At 34.9% G+C, this 19,169-nt stretch carries 13 protein-coding genes; 2 read left to right on the forward strand and 11 right to left on the reverse strand.

Going from position 1 to position 19,169, the window contains the following annotated elements; genetic code table 11:
- Positions 1 to 52: 52 nt before the first annotated feature.
- Together mnmA and ACQ65V_RS00695 are read right to left on the reverse strand one after the other, a co-directional pair.
- Positions 53 to 1,240 carry a tRNA 2-thiouridine(34) synthase MnmA gene (mnmA, locus tag ACQ65V_RS00690; RefSeq protein ID WP_430466506.1) on the reverse strand — a complete coding sequence of 396 codons (1,188 nt, stop codon included), beginning with the start codon at positions 1,238 to 1,240 and terminating at the stop codon, positions 53 to 55.
- 190 nt (positions 1,241 to 1,430) lie between these two features.
- Positions 1,431 to 2,138, reverse strand: coding sequence for a toxin-antitoxin system YwqK family antitoxin (locus ACQ65V_RS00695; RefSeq protein ID WP_430466507.1), 708 nt, complete (start codon positions 2,136 to 2,138; stop codon positions 1,431 to 1,433).
- 66 nt (positions 2,139 to 2,204) lie between these two features.
- Here ACQ65V_RS00695 and ACQ65V_RS00700 point away from each other — a divergent pair, with 66 nt between their 5' ends.
- The gene (locus tag ACQ65V_RS00700; RefSeq protein WP_430466508.1) at positions 2,205 to 3,197 is read left to right on the forward strand and encodes a fasciclin domain-containing protein; all 993 of its coding nucleotides are present in this window, start codon (positions 2,205 to 2,207) and stop codon (positions 3,195 to 3,197) included.
- A 108-nt stretch (positions 3,198 to 3,305) separates the two neighbouring features.
- On the opposite strand, the gene yidC is transcribed toward ACQ65V_RS00700, so the two are convergent.
- Together yidC and ACQ65V_RS00710 are read right to left on the reverse strand one after the other, a co-directional pair.
- Positions 3,306 to 5,213, reverse strand: a complete 1,908-nt coding sequence (gene yidC / locus ACQ65V_RS00705; RefSeq protein WP_430466509.1) for a membrane protein insertase YidC — start codon at positions 5,211 to 5,213, stop codon at positions 3,306 to 3,308.
- Positions 5,214 to 5,380: 167 nt separating this feature from the next.
- Positions 5,381 to 6,997: a CTP synthase gene (locus ACQ65V_RS00710; RefSeq protein WP_430466510.1), complete on the reverse strand. Its 1,617-nt coding sequence runs from the start codon at positions 6,995 to 6,997 to the stop codon at positions 5,381 to 5,383.
- A 250-nt stretch (positions 6,998 to 7,247) separates the two neighbouring features.
- Between ACQ65V_RS00710 and ACQ65V_RS00715 the strand changes: the two genes are divergently transcribed.
- Positions 7,248 to 7,919, forward strand: coding sequence for a DUF4468 domain-containing protein (locus tag ACQ65V_RS00715; RefSeq protein ID WP_430466511.1), 672 nt, complete (start codon positions 7,248 to 7,250; stop codon positions 7,917 to 7,919).
- 26 nt (positions 7,920 to 7,945) lie between these two features.
- Here ACQ65V_RS00715 and ACQ65V_RS00720 read toward each other — a convergent pair whose 3' ends face one another.
- From ACQ65V_RS00720 to ACQ65V_RS00750, 7 genes are all read right to left on the reverse strand, one after another.
- Entirely contained in the window at positions 7,946 to 8,173 is a 228-nt protein-coding gene (locus ACQ65V_RS00720) for a DUF3820 family protein (RefSeq protein WP_430466512.1), read from the reverse strand.
- Between the two features lie 87 nt (positions 8,174 to 8,260).
- Positions 8,261 to 8,806, reverse strand: a complete 546-nt coding sequence (locus ACQ65V_RS00725; protein WP_430466513.1) for a DUF922 domain-containing protein — start codon at positions 8,804 to 8,806, stop codon at positions 8,261 to 8,263.
- On the reverse strand, positions 8,807 to 9,208 hold the full coding sequence (locus ACQ65V_RS00730; RefSeq protein ID WP_430466514.1) for an OsmC family protein: 402 nt from the start codon (positions 9,206 to 9,208) through the stop codon (positions 8,807 to 8,809).
- Between the two features lies 1 nt (position 9,209).
- Positions 9,210 to 11,114 (reverse strand): LysM peptidoglycan-binding domain-containing protein, encoded by a 1,905-nt coding sequence (locus ACQ65V_RS00735; protein ID WP_430466515.1) that lies wholly within the window; start codon positions 11,112 to 11,114, stop codon positions 9,210 to 9,212.
- 57 nt (positions 11,115 to 11,171) lie between these two features.
- Entirely contained in the window at positions 11,172 to 12,707 is a 1,536-nt protein-coding gene (guaA, locus tag ACQ65V_RS00740; RefSeq protein WP_430466516.1) for a glutamine-hydrolyzing GMP synthase, read from the reverse strand.
- Between the two features lie 86 nt (positions 12,708 to 12,793).
- Positions 12,794 to 13,489: a hypothetical protein gene (locus ACQ65V_RS00745; RefSeq protein WP_430466517.1), complete on the reverse strand. Its 696-nt coding sequence runs from the start codon at positions 13,487 to 13,489 to the stop codon at positions 12,794 to 12,796.
- The gene (locus ACQ65V_RS00750; RefSeq protein WP_430466518.1) at positions 13,486 to 19,137 is read right to left on the reverse strand and encodes a T9SS type A sorting domain-containing protein; all 5,652 of its coding nucleotides are present in this window, start codon (positions 19,135 to 19,137) and stop codon (positions 13,486 to 13,488) included. The genes ACQ65V_RS00745 and ACQ65V_RS00750 overlap by 4 nt, the downstream gene beginning before the upstream one ends.
- Positions 19,138 to 19,169 lie beyond the last annotated feature (32 nt).

The following is a 19,169-nucleotide window of genomic DNA, read 5'->3' on the forward strand; positions in this document are numbered from 1 at the left end:
TGAAATGAATTCTATAAATCATTTAAAGATTCCTACCTACGCAGGAATGACATTAGGAAATCACTCCAGAACCCAATAGCTCTTCATTATCATACCAAGCAACGAACTGTCCTTCCGTAATAGCTGATTGTTTATTTTCAAATTCAACGTACAATCCTGAAGCGATTTTGTGAAGTGTTGCTTTTTCAAGAGGTTGACGATAACGAATTCTGGCCATAACGTCCATAGTTTCACCTTCGGACAAAGCCAAGTCTTCACGAATCCAATGTAATTCGTCGTTTGTGACAAATAATACATTTCGCAGCAAACCAGGATGATTTTTACCTTGACCTGTATAAATCACATTGTCCTCAACGTCAGTTTCAATAACAAACAATGGTTCTTTGGTGCCACCAACTGCTAGACCTTTTCGTTGCCCTTTGGTAAAATAATGTGCTCCTTGGTGCTTACCAACAACCTTTCCGTCTGAAATAGAATATTCTGGCTTTTTAGAAAGAAATGCCAATTCATTTTCTTTAGAATTGAACTCAGGAACTGTTTGATTATAAGATTCAAAAGAATCGTCAACTTCAACAATAACTCCTTCTTTAGGCTTTAGTTGTTGTTGTAAAAAATCTGGTAAACGCACTTTGCCAATAAAGCAAAGTCCTTGTGAGTCCTTCTTTTCGGCAGTGGTTAACTTTTGTGCTTTGGCAATTTCCCTTACCTCTGGTTTGGTTAATTCGCCTATTGGAAATAACGCTTTTGCCAATTGATCCTGCGATAACTGACATAAAAAATACGACTGATCTTTATTATTGTCAACTCCAGCTAAAAGCTGATGGATTTCCCTGTCATCTTTTTCAAAAGTAGCTTTTCTGCAATAGTGACCTGTAGCAACATAATCCGCACCAAGTTCCATAGCGATATCCATAAAGACATCAAATTTTATTTCGCGATTACATAGTACGTCTGGGTTTGGTGTGCGTCCTTTTTCATATTCATTAAACATATAGTCCACAATGCGCTCTTTATACTGCACACTGAGATCAACCGTTTGAAACGGAATACCCAACTTATCAGCCACTAGCATGGCATCATTACTATCCTCTAACCAAGGACATTCGTCTGAAATGGTTACGGAATCATCATGCCAGTTTTTCATAAACAGACCAATAACCTCATAACCTTGCTCCTTTAAAAGATAGGCTGCAACGCTTGAATCTACTCCTCCAGAAAGTCCTACTATGACACGTTTCATAATTATTTCCTGCGAAGGCAGGAATCTCCTTTTTTAATTAATTTATTAAAATCCATCCCTAGCCCTTCCCTGGAAGGGAACTCGAATAGATTACTTTTTGTTTGAAAAACCTCGGCAAAATTACAAATAAAAAAGGCAATCTATATCGATTGCAATTTCTAATAATTATGCTATCCATAGCATTTAACTATCAATATTTTTTAATGACAACCTGATTGGTGTGATCAATTTCTTTTTTGAGTTTTCCGGATTCGTAATATTTCCAGATACCCGATTTTCTATCTTCTGTATAGTCACCTTCTGAAGTTATATTTCCGTCAGAATCGTAGTTAATCGTTTTTCCGTGTAAGCTTCCATCCTTATACATAGAGTGGCGCAGTAGAATATTATTTTCTGAAAACCATTTAGACTCTCCGTGAAGTTTTCCGTCTTTATAATGTGCTTCTTCGGCAACCAATCCATTCTTATAAAATACAGTTCTATCTCCTTCGAGATTACCATCATCATTATAGTTTTCTACAATCATTTTGGCTGTAGAGTTTTTGTGATAAAATATCCATTGACCTATGTAACGCTTACCGTTCATCTTTCCTTCGCTTATCACATTTCTCTTTGATGTATAGAATTTTACATCTGCCAAACTATCCTTTAATCTAAACACCTTAGTAGCACTCAATACACTTTTTCCGCTAGATAACGTATAATATTTAAAAGTATCGACTTCTTTGCCGTGAACAAACTGCCCTTCGTAGCGCTTCTGGTCAGTCTTATGATAGTTTTTTGTCCACAAACCGTGACGTTTACCGTCTTTATCGAACTGATTTACGGGTTCTTGAGCATAACCTAGTGTTAAAATTAGTGTTAAAAAAAATACGAGTTTTATTTTTTGTTTAATCATTTTGTAATATTGTTAAACAAACTTAAATGTTTGAGCAATGTTGAACAAATTTTAAAACTCAAAAAAATGAAAATTATTTCGAAAACTCTCAAATTAATTGCAGTATTTATCATGGTCTTAGGCATTACTGCCTGTAGCGATGATGATGACAACAACGGACCAGGTGTACAGACCACTACAGTTGTGGATGTTGCTCTGGAAAATAATCTTACTTCCCTAGCTGCAGCTTTAGAAGCAACAGGATTGGTTAGCACTTTACAAGGTACAGGACCTTTTACTGTTTTTGCACCTAGTAATGCAGCTTTTACTGATTTACTGAATGCTACAGGATTAGATTTAAACAATTTATCTACAGAAGAAGAAGCTTTGGTAAGAAACATACTTCTTAATCATGTTATTGTTGGTGCCAATCTTTCTTCTAGCGACTTAGTAGCCACAGGTTCTGGTTATACCAATACAGCCGCGACTGGACCAAACGGTGAAAATCTTAGTCTTTATTTTACGACTTCAAACGGTGTAGAGCTGAATGGCATGTCTAATGTGACAAGTGCGGATAATACCGCAACCAATGGCATAGTGCATATTGTTGATACTGTTATTAACTTACCAACCATTGCAACTTTTGCGACATCAAACGATGCGCTATCTATATTAGTAGATGCTTTGGCTTATGCTGATACAGGCAGCCCAACTGTACCTTATATCAGTACGGTTTCAAATGCTGAGGCAGGCCCATTTACTGTTTTTGCACCAAGCAATGATGCCTTTGTTTCTCTATTATCAGAACTAAACATTAACGCCCTAAGCGACTTGGATACTGCAACGGTTGATGCTGTATTAACTTACCATATTGTAAATAATGCCAATGTACAATCTGATGAATTAGCTACAGGTACCGTAACAACACTCGGAGGCGATATTTCTGCAGATACCAATAATTTCACTTTAACAGACCCTAATAGTCGTGTAAGCAATATCGTTACAACCTTGGTAAATATACAAGGCATTAATGGTGTGGTACACGTAATAGACACTGTTTTATTACCACCACAAAGTTAAATAAAAGAAAAGTCGAGGCTGATTACCCGATTTTATATTGATTGATTTAGTTAGTAGTAGAAAACCCAGACAAAAGTCTGGGTTTTCCTATTAATATTGTTATAACAATTATTTCTTTTTTCTTTTCTGCTGTGCTTGCTTTTGTTGCTCTGCTTGCTCCATCATTTCAGCCATTTTTCTCTGAAACTTGTTTTGTTTCTTAGGTTTCTTCTTTTGCGTCTCGATCTTTGCTAGCACCTTCTCTTCATCGATGATGTAATTCTTAATTACTAACATGATACCAATACTAATTAAGTTAGATATAAAGTAATACAAACTCAGTCCTGAAGCATAATTGTTAAAGAATACCAACATAAGAATTGGTGAGAAGTAAATCATATACTTCATCATTTTACCCATATCTGGCATCCCTTCTTGTGTAGGTTGTTGTGCCATTTGCTGACCTGTTGTCATCTTCATGTAAAAGAAGATTGCAATAGCGGCCAAAATTGGAAATAATGCAACATGATCACCATAAAATGGAATACTAAACCCATCAGGAAAATCATATATTGAATCAAAAGAACTCAAATCATCTACCCATAGGAAGCTTTTCTGTCTTAAATCAAAAGCTGTTGGGAAAAACATAAACAGGGCATAAAACACAGGAATCTGCATTAGACCAGGTAAACATCCACTTAACGGACTGGCACCAGCCTTACTTTGTAAAGCCATAGTCTCTTGCTGTGCCTTCATCTTATTATCCTTATGCTTTTTTCTGATGGCATCTAGTTCTGGCTTTAAGATTTTCATCTTGGCTTGAGACAAGAATTGCTTATACTGTACAAAAGACAACATAATTTTAACCAAGATAGTCATCACAATAATAGCAATACCATACGGCAACATACCACTTAACCAACCAAATAATGGAATAAAAATAGCCTTATTGATCCATCCAAAAATTCCCCAACCAAATGGAATACTTTCTTCTAAGCTTTTATCATAGGCTTTAAGTGTCTTTGCATCTGTAGGGCCATAATATAAACCGAGATTTTTATTAATTTCCCCTCCATTATATGCCAAAGGCATTTTAGAGGTATAGAGTTTTGTAAATAAGGAATCTACGTCTTCATCTTCTACAAGATTGGTAGAAGTCATTTCAACCTTTTTGAAAGGACTATCATCAGACACAAGAATTGAGCTGAAAAAGTGTTGTCTGTACGATAGCCATTCTACATCTTCAGCAATTTCGTCATCGTCACCCATTTGAGATAACTTGTCAACCCTACCATCATACATATAAGTTAGGCGCGTGTAACGATTTTCGTAGCTTATACTCTTGGCATGACGAATACCTTTCTGCTTCCAATCTAGAGTAATCGGTTGCGATGTTTTAAATACACCACTTAAGCCTTGTGACCTGATTGAAAAATCAATCATATAATCATTAGGCTTCAACTCGTATCTATATTCCAAAAATGCGGTTTCAGAGACCTTAAGTTTCATAGAAACCACTGTATTCTCACCACTCTTACTTACGCTAGGCTGAAATGGAAAGTCCTGTGTATTTAGTGTTCTGTTGTCTGAAGTCCCGAAAGTGATATTAAAAGCGCTGTTTTCGTCTTTAACCAGATAAATTGGCACTGAATCGTAATCTACAAAATTACGTAACTTCACTTGAGCTAAATGACCACCTTTTCTATTGAACTTTAACTCAAAAACGTCTGTAGTTACTGTAGTTTGTTCTTCGCCCTGTAAACCTAAGGCATAGGCAAAAGAACCTACTTTGCTTTGAAGTGCAGCTTGCTGAGTAGAGTCTAAGGCTTGTGTGTTGGTATAATCTTCAGCAGTAGTTACAACTGCTTCATTTTGTTTACTCTCTTTTTTCTCAGCTTCAACCTGTTCTTGTTCTGCTTGTTTCTGTGCTTCAACTTCCTCTGGTGAAGGAGAACTTTGGTACATCATGTACACCAAGATTCCGAATATTAGAATAAATCCAATAATTGAGTTGATGTCTAGTTTCTTTTCTTCCATATGTATTTGCCGTGTAAACGGTAATCTAATTTAGTAAGTTTTGGTACTTATCAAAAGTCTTAAAAAGCACTTCGACTGCGCTCAGTGTGACATTTAAGATAAGTGATTTGCTTATCCCAAAAAGCTATCCAAAAAATCATTTTACGCCAAAGTGGCACATTGATTCATTATTTTTTCTTCTTATACTTTAAAGCGGCAGCAACAAAAGCCACGAATAAAGGATGTGGATTGGCAACTGTACTCTTATACTCCGGATGGTACTGTACGCCAACAAACCAGCTATGTTCTGGTATTTCTATGATTTCAACCAGTCCGGTTTCAGGGTTTAATCCCGTAGCCTTCATACCTGCAGCTTCAACCTGTGTTTTATAGTCATCGTTAAATTCAAATCGATGTCTATGACGTTCTTCTATATTTTTTTCACCATAAACTTTGTATGCGATACTATCTTCTATAATGTTGCAATCCCACGCTCCTAAACGCATGGTTCCTCCTTTGTTTACTACATTTTTTTGAGATTCCATTAAATTAATAACAGGATGTTTTGTATCCTCATCCATCTCAATGGAATTTGCATCACTTAAGTTCAACACATTTCTGGCATACTCTATCACTGCCATCTGCATACCTAAGCAAATACCTAAAAACGGAATATTTTTTTCGCGCACATAGCGAATGGCTTCAATTTTTCCTTCGACACCACGTTCACCAAAACCAGGTGCAACCAATACTCCATCTAAATGGTTCAGTTTAAAGTCTATGTTGTCTTCATTGAGATATTCTGAATGAATAGATTCTACATTAACTCTCACTTCATTTTCTGCCCCTGCATGAATAAAGGCTTCTAATATAGATTTATAAGAGTCTTGAAGTTCTACATATTTACCTATCAATCCAATAGTGACTTCGCTCTTAGGGTTTTTATGACGCTTTAAAAATTCGTTCCAGCGGTTTAGATCTGGCACATCACTTTTAAGGTTCAGTTTTTCCAATACCACTTTATCCAAGCCTTCTTCTAACATCAGGTTAGGGACATCGTAAATTGTTGATGCATCAATAGATTGGATAACAGCTTCTTTCTTTACATTACAGAAACGAGCCAATTTTTCTTTTAGACCTTCGTGCAATTCGTGTTCGGTTCTACATACCAAAATATCTGCATGTACTCCACTTTCCATTAATGTCTTTACACTATGTTGTGTAGGTTTGGTCTTTAACTCGCCTGCTGCAGACAAAAAAGGAATCAGTGTTAAATGAATCACCAGAGCATTGTGCTCTCCCAAATCCCATTGTAACTGACGTACGGCTTCAATGTATGGTAAGGATTCAATATCACCAACGGTGCCACCAATCTCTGTTAATATAATATCGTAATCACCGGAATTCCCAAGAATTTGGATTCTGTCTTTAATCTCGTCTGTAATATGCGGAATTACCTGTACTGTTTTTCCCAAGAACTCACCACGTCTCTCTTTGTCAATTACACTTTGGTAAATTCTACCAGTAGTAACATTATTTGCCTGTGATGTTGGTACGTTTAAAAAACGCTCGTAATGCCCTAAATCTAAGTCGGTTTCTGCTCCATCGTCCGTCACATAACATTCGCCATGCTCGTATGGGTTTAATGTACCTGGATCAATGTTAATGTAAGGGTCTAATTTTTGAATGGTCGTTCTGTAACCTTGTGCTTGTAGGAGTTTAGCTAAAGATGCAGCTATGATGCCTTTTCCGAGAGAGGAAGACACTCCGCCTGTTACAAAAATATACTTAGGGTCTGTGGTCATATTGCGTTGTTAAACGCAGGCAAATTTACAATAAAAAATGGCTTTAGTACAATTATAATATTAGCAATCTTAAAGAAATCTTGTGCTTTCTTTTTTTTGATTGATAATGTTGGTGCTTAAGGCACGAAACCATTGGTTTTATAACTTGATTTATTGAGTTATTTCTGTTAACTTCGTTATTGATTAAATGTAAGTCATTGAATATTAACAATATCATTAGAATTAACGAACATTCAAAGCAAAACAAATCATGAAAAATTTGATAATAATTTTTACCTTCTTGATAATTGCCCTAACAGCGTTTAAGTCTAATTCTAAAGAATTAGACTATGAAGAAAAAACAATAACTGGAATTTACGAACTTGAAGGAAAAACTAAAACTGAAATTTTTTCAGCGATAAACAAATGGATAGCTTTGAATTATAATTCTGCAAAAAACGTTGTGCAACTGAATGATAAAGAATCTGGAACTATAATCGTGAAAGGAATAAATGAAGCCGTTTACAAAAACGTAATGAAAGAAATGTATCCTAAAAATAAATATATGCAGGAATACAACACAGTCCAATTTAACCACACAATCGAAATAAATATTAAAGACAATAGGTATAGAATAATTTATCATTTGACTGACATCATTACACCTACTGCAGTTGCAGGTTATAATGTAGAACAGCAATATTCTATCGTTTTTGATATGATTGATTTTACTGGGTTAAAACAAGAAAAAATTGATGCTTACAATGAATATGTAGATGAGCTTTGGAAAAAAGCTTTAGTCGGAAAAAAGAAGAGAGAAAAATTTAAAGAATTGACTAAACCTACATTTGAGGAATTGAACAAAGGAGTTAAAGAAAGTGTAATAGCCACAATGAATTCAATAGTAAAAACAGTCAAGTCAACAAAAAAAGATGACTGGTAAAAGACATTATTAACAAAACTCAAAACTTACTTCCTAAATTCCCGCTTAATCGTATAAATCAATTCTTCAAGGCCGTTGATTTTAATATCGTGCATTTGGGTCATCATTCTTCCCAATTTTCCTTCCGGAAAGCCTTTTTGCTTAAACCAAGTGTAGTAATATTCTGGGATATCAACCAAGTATTGGCCTTTGTATTTACCAAAGGGCATTTTGTAATGCGCTAGTTCTATGAGTGCTTTTTTGTCTGGTTGCATTAATTAACTCCTAATTTTAAAATAGATTCCTGCCTCACTTCCACTTCGCTCAGTGACTAACGCAGGAATGACAAAATTGACCCCAACTTATTGCGACTTGTATTTATCTAATTTTTTGAGTTCTTCAGCAATAAACGATTCCCAATATTTTTGTGCTTCAACATTTATGGAGTGATTGGTTTGTGCATCGTATGTTTTTTGGGATTCTTCCAATGCCTTATTAATTGCCACATGGATTTGCTCCATCTGTTTCTTAATGTTTTGGTTCACCACCAAACGGTCTAATTGCTTTCTAAATTTACGTACGTAGAGCTCTGTGATATCAAAATGTAATTGCTCATGGCCTAAGACATGATCATCCCCCTTTTCTTTTATATACCAAGATTTTGCTGGATAAAAATGGGCTTCTACAGTAGTTGAAAAATCAACAATTCTACGATTGGAGGTCTTTACAGAATACCCAAACGTAATCCCAGAAGCCGTGAGTGCCACAGCATCTGAAGCTGGGTCTGGATTTGCCTTAAAATCTGCCCACGAGAGTTTGCGTGCCTCATGCCAGGTCATGGTTTCGTCGTTGGAGGTTGTTCCAACAAACAGAAAAAGAAGTCCTATTATGAAATATTTAAATTGCATTTATTGCCAATTAAACGTCACATCCTTTTCGATATCTGGATGCAAACTGTAATGTACAGGACATGTATTTGCGGTACGTTCTAAAATGACTCTAGTCTTCTTATCAGCCTCAAAAGGAAAGTTAAGAACCACTTTTATCTTAGAGATGCGTCTTGGATCGCTAGCCATAGTTTTAGTCACCTCAGCTGTGGTACCAGACATATCTATATCCATATCCCGAGCTTTAATTCCCATAACCGTTAGCATACAACTTGCCAATCCTGTAACAACAGTATCTGTAGGAGAAAACGCTTCTCCCTTACCATTATTGTCTATTGGCGCATCCGTTATAAAAGCATTATTGGATTTTATATGGACGCTTTCCGTTCTGAGGTTGCCGAGATAAGTTACTTTAGACGTCATATTAATTGGCTTCTACAATTCTTAAATCATCAAATTTAACGATGTAAACTGCTTCGTTAGTGTAACCTCCATATAAAGATTTATTGTACCTAAACTTATTCTCAATGTATTCCGTTTCTATAATATCGCTAGAGGCTTCATATAAGTTATCCTCTGTTGCTAAACGCAATAAAACGTCTAAGGTTATATCGAAACCACGAGCTACATATTTACTTGGTGAAACACCATATTCTTTTCTGTAGGCCTCAACAAAACCATTAGAATTGTTTTCATCAAAAGTTTTATGTACAGATGGGTAATGAAATTTGAGATTAGATAAGTTATTATTATCGATATCCTTACCTTCAAAAGCTTTGCCCTTATTTAAGGTCACCAAAACAATTTCGGTTTTCTCCACCATCAATCCATTGAGCATACTAATAACACTAGATGCAAAGGCATCACTATCAGTTTCTAAAAACACTATGGTTTTACCGATAGGAAAAACGTTTTCTAATTGAACTGGATAAATAAAATGAGCATCTTCACCGGTTTTCTTATTTTTTTGGGAATAGATAAGGCTAGCGCTAGGGAATTCTTTCTTTATCATTTCACTCTCTGAGCGATGAGCCTGATCTGCTATGACAACAACTTTAGTTTTTAGGCTATCTTTTTTCACAAAATCAATCATTGCCTTTTCTAGTAATTTGTCATCTGGAATAGTTTGAAACACATTAGCATAAACCTCTTTGGGTTTATTTAAAGCTGCAATCACAGGAACTCTATCTCGTCTTAAAGCTGTTGCCACTCTATCGAAACTTTTTTCTTCCATTGGACCTATAACGGCATCATAGTCTGAAAAATCATTATCAGCTAATAATTTACTTGTAGTTGACGGTTGATAACGTGTATCCAACACCTTTAGGTCTGTTGAAATTCCCAACTGCTTTGCTGAATCTAATGCCATCTTAACTCCAATATGAAAATCTAATACTATAGACAAAAGCTTGTTGTTTTTTATCATGGATTTTGCTTCTTCAACAGAATCCGTATCTATTCTATTTAAACGATATGGCAACATTAACGCTAGTTTCTTAGTTCTAAAATTCTTTAGATTAGATCCTAATTTTGTGGTTTCTATATCAGAAAGGTTAGCAGCAGTATTAATTGAATCTGGTATTTTTAATACCATTCCTTCTTTTAAGCCTCCTTCTTTCAATTCTGGATTTAAGCTTTCCAGTTCTTCTTGGGTTAAGCCTGTTTTTACTTTTAATCTGTAAAAGCCTTCTTTTGGTAATACTTCGTAATAGTTGTACTGAGTTTCAATTGCCTTTTCTTCCTTATCCTCAATATTTGGCACGTTTAGCTCATCACCTGGTTGTAGAATAGGCTTCATGTTAGGGTTTAATGCTTCTAGTTCAGCTACGGTAATACCAAACTTGTATGCAACTCGCCATTTTCCCTCCTTGGGTTGAACTTTATATTTCCTTAAAGTATTCTTATAGCTTTGTTTAGAAACAAAGGTCTTGAACTTTGGTATTCTGATTCGATCGCCTTTTTTAAGGTTTTCTGAATACAATTGACGGTTTGCTTTTTTAATTTCTTCCTCTGTAACACTATATTTTTTTGAGATTCCGTATAAAGTTTCCTTACGCTTTACTTTGTGGGTTTTATAACCAATAAGCTCTCTACTTTCCTCTTCAATTTCTTCGTTTTTGACTTTTGAATTGGGAATAATTAAAATTGTATTGGGTTGAAAATTAGATTTTGCATCAGGGTTAAGCGCTAAAATATCGAAAGGTGTTACCAAATACTTCTTTGCAATGCTCTCTATTGTCTCACCAGCTTTAACTTTATGCTCAATATAGTTTTGAGCACTCAAGCTTATTGTAAAAGCAATTAATATTACGGTCAAAAATTTCTTCATGTATTTTATTTTAGCTTATCTAAACTTTAGAAACAAATAAGACTAATAAGTCATCTGTTATTCCCATTCTATAGTTGCTGGTGGCTTAGAACTGATATCGTAAACAACTCTATTGACACCCTTCACTTTATTTATAATTTCATTTGAGGTCTTTTGCAAAAACTCATAAGGCAAATTCACCCAATCTGCCGTCATACCATCCGTACTTTCTACAGCTCTAAGTGCTACACATTTTTCGTACGTACGTTCATCACCCATTACACCGACACTATTTACAGGTAACAATATTGCGCCAGCCTGCCATACTTTATCGTACAAATTCCAAGAACGTAGGTTATTAATAAAAATAAAGTCCACCTCTTGTAATATACGCACTTTTTCTGGTGTTAGATCTCCAAGAATCCTAATGGCCAAACCTGGACCAGGAAATGGATGTCTCCCTAACAATTGTTTATCCATATTCATGGACCTCCCAACACGCCTTACCTCATCTTTAAACAATGCCTTTAATGGCTCTACAACTTTCAGCTTCATAAAGTCTGGTAAACCACCAACATTGTGATGACTTTTTATCGTTGCACTTGGTCCACCTGTTGCTGAAACACTTTCGATCACATCTGGATAAATGGTTCCCTGAGCTAGCCACTTCACATCTTTAATTTCGTGAGCTTCGTCATCAAACACCTCGATGAACACACGACCAATGGTTTTTCTTTTCTCCTCTGGATCGCTCTTTCCTGCTAAGGCATCCAAAAAGCGTGCCGAAGCATCTACACCTTTAACGTTTAATCCCATGCCTTCGTATTGATGCAGTACATCTTCGAACTCATTTTTTCGTAATAAACCGTTATTTACAAAGATGCAATAGAGGTTTTTTCCTATTGCTTTGTGCAGTAGCATTGCGGCTACAGACGAATCCACTCCACCAGATAAACCCAGAACAACCTTATCATTACCAAGCTTATTTTTTAATTCTTCAACGGTTTCTTCAACAAAGGCATTTGGTGTCCAGTCTTGTTCAACCTTTGCTATTTTAACCAAGAAGTTTTGTAAAAGTTGATGACCATCCGTTGTATGATATACTTCTGGGTGAAACTGAATACCATAAGTTGCTTCCCCTTCAATTTTATAGGCTGCGTTTTCAACATCATTGGTGCTTGCCAACAAAACACCTCCAGTCGGTAACTTTTTAATGGTATCGCTATGGCTCATCCATACTTGGCTGCCTTCGTGAATATTCTCAAGGAAATCTTCATCGGGTTTAACAAATCCTAAATTTGCTCTTCCGTATTCTCGTGTATTGGATTCCGCTACTTCTCCACCAGAAAAATGCGCCAGATATTGCGCTCCGTAGCAAACCGCTAATAGTGGTTTTTTACCACGGATTTCTGAAAGGTCTGGATGAAGGACATCTTCTCCTCTAACGGAATTTGGACTACCAGATAAAATAACCGCTTTAAAACTGTCGGAATCTGCTGGAATTTTATTGAATGGATGGATTTCGCAATAGATATTTAACTCTCTTACACGTCGTGCTATCAACTGCGTGTATTGCGAACCGAAATCTAAAATTAGGACTTTGTTATGTTGCATGTGCAAAAATAACAATTGCTTTCAGATTCAGGATTTAAGGTCTAGGGTTTTTTTGGATATTTTTTTAACAATTGAAAAGGAAAAGGTTAGTCTAAAACCCTAAACTGATACACTCCAGAGTTTGATGAGTTACCCTCTACATCTTTAGTGACTATGCTCCAATAGTAAATATTCCCAGGAGCAACAGCAACTGTTAGCTGTTCAGCTGAAATATCACTTGTGTTTAAACCAGGCGGATTTTCAGTTCCGAAGTGCACATCGTAGCTCACAATATCATCATCCACATCGCTCCCGCTCCAATTTAAGGTTATGGAAGTAGTGCTTGAAACATTTTGCGCCATACTTGGTGAGATTAACTCTGCTGGAAAAGGCGCATAATTCTGTTCACCAGGACCAGCGTTATAGAAGTTCCACAGTGCACTTTCCCTTGTCTCACCTTGATACTCATAGGTTACATGCCACCTGAACGATTCTGGTCGCTGAATGGTTACAGGATAAATAAAATCTACCGTTTCGTATTGCGACATAGTACCGGTTGATAAATTTTCGATATGAAGTGTGTAGTTTTCTGCATTGTTATTTGGCATCCACTCAAAGAAAACCGTGCTTTGGGTTGGTGTTGGGTTTTCGCCTTCGTTACATAAAGAATCTTCATGAGGAAAGACCAACATAACACCTGTTGGAGTATCCTGTCCATCAGGAATTACTGGTCCATCATCTGTGGTGTCTTTGCAGCCAAATAAAACTACCGACAAACAAAGTATGACTATTAAATTCTTCATTTTTTTATAATTTTATAGGATGATGTATTCGATTTAGACTTAACTTTTACCACGTATATTCCCGCTGTTAGTTGGTTTGTATCCACTTTCATTTCAGTTCCATTGTTCTTTAAAATTTTACTTAAAACGAGCTGTCCAAAGGTGGAATAGATCTCAACTGAGATATCATCATTTTCTAAACCATTGAAGACATAAAACTGATTCTCAAAGGGGTTAGGATAAACCAAGAAGTGATTTCCAAAGAAAATGCGTTTTTCAAAACTGCCTTGGCATTCTAAATCAGTGGTTACTTTTAAAATATTTTCGCCTTGTTGTAATTGCAATTCTAAGTTTGAATTATGCGTTGTAAAGGTTTCATCATTAAATTCAATATTAAAACTAGTACTGCCATACATTTCTACAGAAATTTTATTGTCTGATGCAGCCATTCTACTTGCAAAAACTTCGAGCGGATTAGGTTGAGTAATTACTATGGCATAACAGCTTTCGTAATCTGGATACTCCTGAATAGTGATACACATTTCATATGTTCCGGCCAATAGGTTAAAAATATCCACATCATCAAAAAAGTTATAGGATTCATTAAAATCCTCGGCAATAAGAGTTGCTGTATAGGTATAAACTTCTTGGGCTTCTATACTAATTTTACCATTATTACTATTTAAACAGGTTTCTCCAGTAATTGATATGGTGAAATTATCAATAGGTAAATCTATAACAGCACAACCAAATAAGTCCACCGTTGCACCAAACTCTGTTCCTGGGCATAAGTCATCTTCGTTAGGCACACCATCATTATCCGCATCTTCACATATAATTTGATAGCTTGCTGTGTCGTCCTTAAACCAATTATCATAAAGTCCATTAGTATTATTGATTACCGCAACTGGATCATCGACCAGAATACAACCTAAATCTGGATTATTGGTTGCATTAAACAGCTCTAAATTTTCATTATTTCCATTCTGAAGATTGAGTTGGTCACCAATCAACATATTAGATTGGCAAAACAACAACGTTAAATTAGGGTTTTGGCTAACATCTAAACTACTCAATTGATTTGATGCACAATTGAGCTCTTCTAAAGCGATAAACAGTTCTACGCTTAAACTTGTTAGCATATTACTTGACACATTTAAATCAACAAGATTTGAGTTGTTATCTAAAATCAATTCCGTTAGGTTATTACCAGATACATCTAAATCTACCAAATCTAGCTGGTTTGATATATCTAAATCCGCCAATACATTATTTGAAACGTCTAAATTGTTTAACAAAACATTATTGCTAATGTCTATGGTTGATACACTATTGTTTTCAAAGTTTAAGTTTGTTAAACTTATAAAGTCCTCTATCCCTGTTAAATCGGCTATCTCTCTTCCACTAACATTCAAAAATGTTATATCCTCAATATTTTCAGTAAACACATAATCATCTAAAGGAGCAGAATCAAGTCCTAAATCGATTAATGCTTGCTCAAAATTATCATCTGGTACATAAGTTTCACCAAAAAAACATTCTATAGCAAACTGTGCCGTTGCATCTATTAACCAAGTTGCGCCAGATGGTACTGTCCCAGTATCTGTTTCAACACACATTAAATCAGGGTTATTTTGAGCGTTTAAATCCGTTAGAGTTGCGTTTTGCCCATTACTAATATTCAAGGTTTCTAAAAAATTAGATTGGCAACTAATGCTTGTTAAACTTTGATTTTGTTGAAAATCTAGCTCAATGATTTCATTATTTTCACAATTAAAAACTTGCAAGGATAATACATCACTTGGGAGAAAAGACGTGAATGTGTTATTTGAAATATCTAAAACTGATAGATTTATATTATTACTCAAATCAATAGTACTTATTGAATTGGTTGAGCAATTAATTGACGTTAAAGCTATATTGTTAGAAAGGCCTATATCCATTAGTTGATTTCCAGAACAATCTATGCTTAACAAATTGATATTGGAGCTTAAATCTAGTTCAGTAATTGTATTATTTGAACAGTTTAAATTTTCTAAAGCCAAAAAATCCTCGATTCCTGTTAAATCGGCAATATTGTTTCCGCCAATATCTAAATCTGTTATGGATTCTATGTTAATGGTTAAAACATAATCATTGAGCGGCCCAGAATCGTAGCCTAAATTAATTAAAGCTTGTTCAAAATTGTCATCTGGCACATAGGTTTCACCGAAGTTGCAATCTATATTATACGCCGTAGCTTCATCTTTAATCCAATTTGCAGGAACATTATCTACATCATCAACTTGTACACATTCCAAGTTAGGGTTTCCTAATACATTAAAGCTTGCTACATCTGAATTGATTCCATTTTGGATATTGACAAAATCAAACAAGTTATTAGATAAATTTATGTCTATGGTCTCAGGGCAAAATTCCGTTTGGTTGGTCTGAAAAACACAGGCCGAAATTGCCATAGTGCTTAAGTCAATATCACCTTCAATTTGGTTACCACTAGCATCAATTCTTTTAAGCTCACCCAAATTATTTGATAAGGTTAAACTTGTTATTGCATTGGAATTAAAATTAGCCTCAATCAAATTGACATTACTACTTAAATCTAGATTTGTTAATTGGTTACTTGAACAAGACAATGATTGAAGAAAAGTATTTGCAGCTAAATTTAATTCTGTTAGTTCATTAAAATCGCAGTTTAAATGTTCCAGCTGAGCATTAGCATTTACATCAAGTTCCGTTAAACTATTCTGAGACAATTGTGCCTCAACTAAACTCACATTGTTGGTAAGATTAATCGTTGAAATTTGATTGTTGGTTATAGATAAAAGTTCTAATGCTAAATTATTAGAAACATTAAGCTGTGTCAGTTCATTTGAACCACAATTTAAGGTTGCTAATGCAACGTAATTATCAACAAATAAACTTGGCAAATTATTACTGACACAACTCAGACTAATTAAGGTATTGTTACTTACTGTAGAAGTGGTTAAGTTGTTGAGCACATTACTATTGCAATTTAAGACTTCTAAAACCGCATTATCGCTAACATTAAGAGCAGTTAAATTGTTATTAGAGCAGTTCAATTCTTTTAACATTGTGTTACCTGAAACATTGAGGATGTCTAAATTGTTATCAGCACAATCTAATACCTCTAAATTGGTATTTAAAGAGGTGTCTAGATCCGCTAGATTATTGCCTGCGCAGTATAATTCAGTTAATGCAATTGTCCCTGTGGTATTGAGCAAGCCATTGATATTATTAATATCGTTAGTGAGCAAATAATTAGAACTACAATTTAAGCGCTCTAAATATATCATATCACTGACATCTAGCGCATCCAAAAAATTGCCGCTACAATCTAGTTCAATTAAGGATTTAAAATCTCTTATTCCAGTGAGGTCAGAAATGCTTTGGTCACTAACATTTAAATTCTGAATATGCTCAATATTTACCGTCAATACCTGAGCATCTAATATATCATCAAACCCCAAATCAATAAGTGCTTGCTCAAAAATTGCATCAGGAATTGCAGTAAATCGATTGTTAACGCAATCACCATTATAAGCGGTAAATGCATCTTTTTGCCAGCTTCCAGGAATAGCACCCACTATAGCATCATCTACATTAATACAGAAAAGGTTTGTATTATCTGTTGTATTAAAAACCGTTAGCGATGCATTGTTTCCGTTTTCAATATTTAAAGTTTGAAGCGCATTATAATTACAAAGCACCGATGTTAATGCTGTATTTGCGGTTAAATCTAAACTTTCAATTTGATTTATTGAACAGTCCAATATTTGGAGCGCAGTGTTATTGCTTAGCTCTAAACTTATGAGCATGTTGTTGGACACATTCAAATCTTGTAAAGCCACAAAATCCTGAATTCCGGTTAAATCCGCTATATCCAAACTTGAAACATCCAGTATAGCAACAGCACTAACATCTGCCGTTGGCACAAAATTATTCAGTGTACCATCCGTATCAATACCTTGGTTAATTAATGCCTGTTCAAAATTATCGTCTGGTATGTAGGTTCCGCAATTTAAATTATAGTTTGCTGAGGCATCCTTTTGCCAACCTGCAGCTCCATTAGCAAAGGCAACATCATCTACTTCAATACAAAACAAATTTGCGTTGTTTGTGGCATCAAAAGCTGTAATAGCTGTATTGTTTCCATTATTAAGGTTTAGGGCAAACAGATTGTTATTATTACAAGCTAAACCAGTCAATACTGAGTTGTTGGTAATTTCTAAAAACTCTATTTGATTCAGTGAACAGTTTAGATCTGTCAACATGAGATTATTGCTTACATCTAGGCTAATTAATGCATTATTAGAACAATTCAATGTAGTTAAATTTGAATTTGCACTTACATTTAAATCATCTAGATTATTACCAGAACAATCAACGGTAACAAGAGCTGTATTAGAGTTTAAATCTATACTAGTTAAGTTGTTATTTGTAATATCTAATTCCTGTAATACTAAATTATTTGAAAGGTTTATACTTATTATGTTGTTATTGCTACAATCTAAAACTTCTAATGCTGTAAAATCTTCAATTCCAATTAAGTTAGAAATAGATGCATTAGAAATATTTAAATCTACTACAGTGTCAATATTTGCTGTCAATACCAAGTTATCTAAAATGTCATCGTAACCTAAATTGATAAGCGCTTGTTCAAAATTATCATCTGGCACATAGGTATAGATATCTACGCAAGTGGTATCACTGTAGTATGTCCAATCATCTTTTATCCAACTGTTTGGTGTAAACCCACTATCGATTTGAATACAGAATAAATCTGGATTTTCTGAAGCATCCAAAATTGAAATTAAGTTATTGAAGTCATTTGCAACAATTAAAGATGTTAGCTGATTTCGCGACACGTTAATTGTTGAAGTACCCTGGCAAACTGTAACTGGGTCCGTTTGAGGGTCTGGACAAACCACAGAATTGATGTTGCTTAAGTCTAGGCTCGTTAAAATATTATCAGAAGCATCAAGATTCGTTAAAAGTGTATTCACTGAAAGGTTTAAAGCTGTGATTTGATTAGATGCACAAAATAAATTTTCTAACTTGGTATTGTTACTTACCGCTAACTCACCTGCAATTCTATTATTTGAAACACTCAATAACGACAGTTCAGTATTACTAGAAACATCAATAGCTTGAAGTTGATTGCCTGATACCGTTAGGTTTGTCAATATACTATTATTTGAAACGTCTAAGTTTTGTAATTGATTATCCGAACAATTTAAAGTTTCTAAACTGGCATTACTACTTACGTCCAAGTTGATTAGACTATTAGAGCCGCAAAGCAATGATAAAAGGTTTAGATTATTAGCAACATTTAACGTCGATAAATCATTATTATCGCAAAATAAATTTTCTAATGCCATAAAATCTTCAATACCAGTAAGGTCTAAAATACCTAAGTCACTAACATCTAATAATATTACATCACTAATTCTATTAGTAAACACTAAACCATTATTTGCGATACCATCACCCATGCTCTCAGCATCTCCAATAGTAACTTCTGTGCCATCTTGCGCATGTGTTTCCAAGTAATCTTCAAAATTGGCATCGGGTATAGTTGTTGTCTGAGCTTTCAAAGAAGTCAATGAAATAAATGATAACACTAATGTTATTAAAACCAGTTTATTCATGTGTGTTTTAGTTTTAAACTATGAGTAATAAT

The sequence above is a fragment of the Winogradskyella ouciana genome, from assembly GCF_965284585.1.
Lineage (GTDB): Bacteria > Bacteroidota > Bacteroidia > Flavobacteriales > Flavobacteriaceae > Winogradskyella > Winogradskyella ouciana.

Coding starts and splice junctions, on each gene's coding strand:
- mnmA (WP_430466506.1), bottom strand. CDS start 1,240: ATGAAACGTGTCATAGTAGGACTTTCTGGAGGAGTAGATTCAAGCGTT.
- ACQ65V_RS00695 (WP_430466507.1), bottom strand. CDS start 2,138: ATGATTAAACAAAAAATAAAACTCGTATTTTTTTTAACACTAATTTTA.
- ACQ65V_RS00700 (WP_430466508.1), top strand. CDS start 2,205: ATGAAAATTATTTCGAAAACTCTCAAATTAATTGCAGTATTTATCATG.
- yidC (WP_430466509.1), bottom strand. CDS start 5,213: ATGGAAGAAAAGAAACTAGACATCAACTCAATTATTGGATTTATTCTA.
- ACQ65V_RS00710 (WP_430466510.1), bottom strand. CDS start 6,997: ATGACCACAGACCCTAAGTATATTTTTGTAACAGGCGGAGTGTCTTCC.
- ACQ65V_RS00715 (WP_430466511.1), top strand. CDS start 7,248: ATGAAAAATTTGATAATAATTTTTACCTTCTTGATAATTGCCCTAACA.
- ACQ65V_RS00720 (WP_430466512.1), bottom strand. CDS start 8,173: ATGCAACCAGACAAAAAAGCACTCATAGAACTAGCGCATTACAAAATG.
- ACQ65V_RS00725 (WP_430466513.1), bottom strand. CDS start 8,806: ATGCAATTTAAATATTTCATAATAGGACTTCTTTTTCTGTTTGTTGGA.
- ACQ65V_RS00730 (WP_430466514.1), bottom strand. CDS start 9,208: ATGACGTCTAAAGTAACTTATCTCGGCAACCTCAGAACGGAAAGCGTC.
- ACQ65V_RS00735 (WP_430466515.1), bottom strand. CDS start 11,114: ATGAAGAAATTTTTGACCGTAATATTAATTGCTTTTACAATAAGCTTG.
- guaA (WP_430466516.1), bottom strand. CDS start 12,707: ATGCAACATAACAAAGTCCTAATTTTAGATTTCGGTTCGCAATACACG.
- ACQ65V_RS00745 (WP_430466517.1), bottom strand. CDS start 13,489: ATGAAGAATTTAATAGTCATACTTTGTTTGTCGGTAGTTTTATTTGGC.
- ACQ65V_RS00750 (WP_430466518.1), bottom strand. CDS start 19,137: ATGAATAAACTGGTTTTAATAACATTAGTGTTATCATTTATTTCATTG.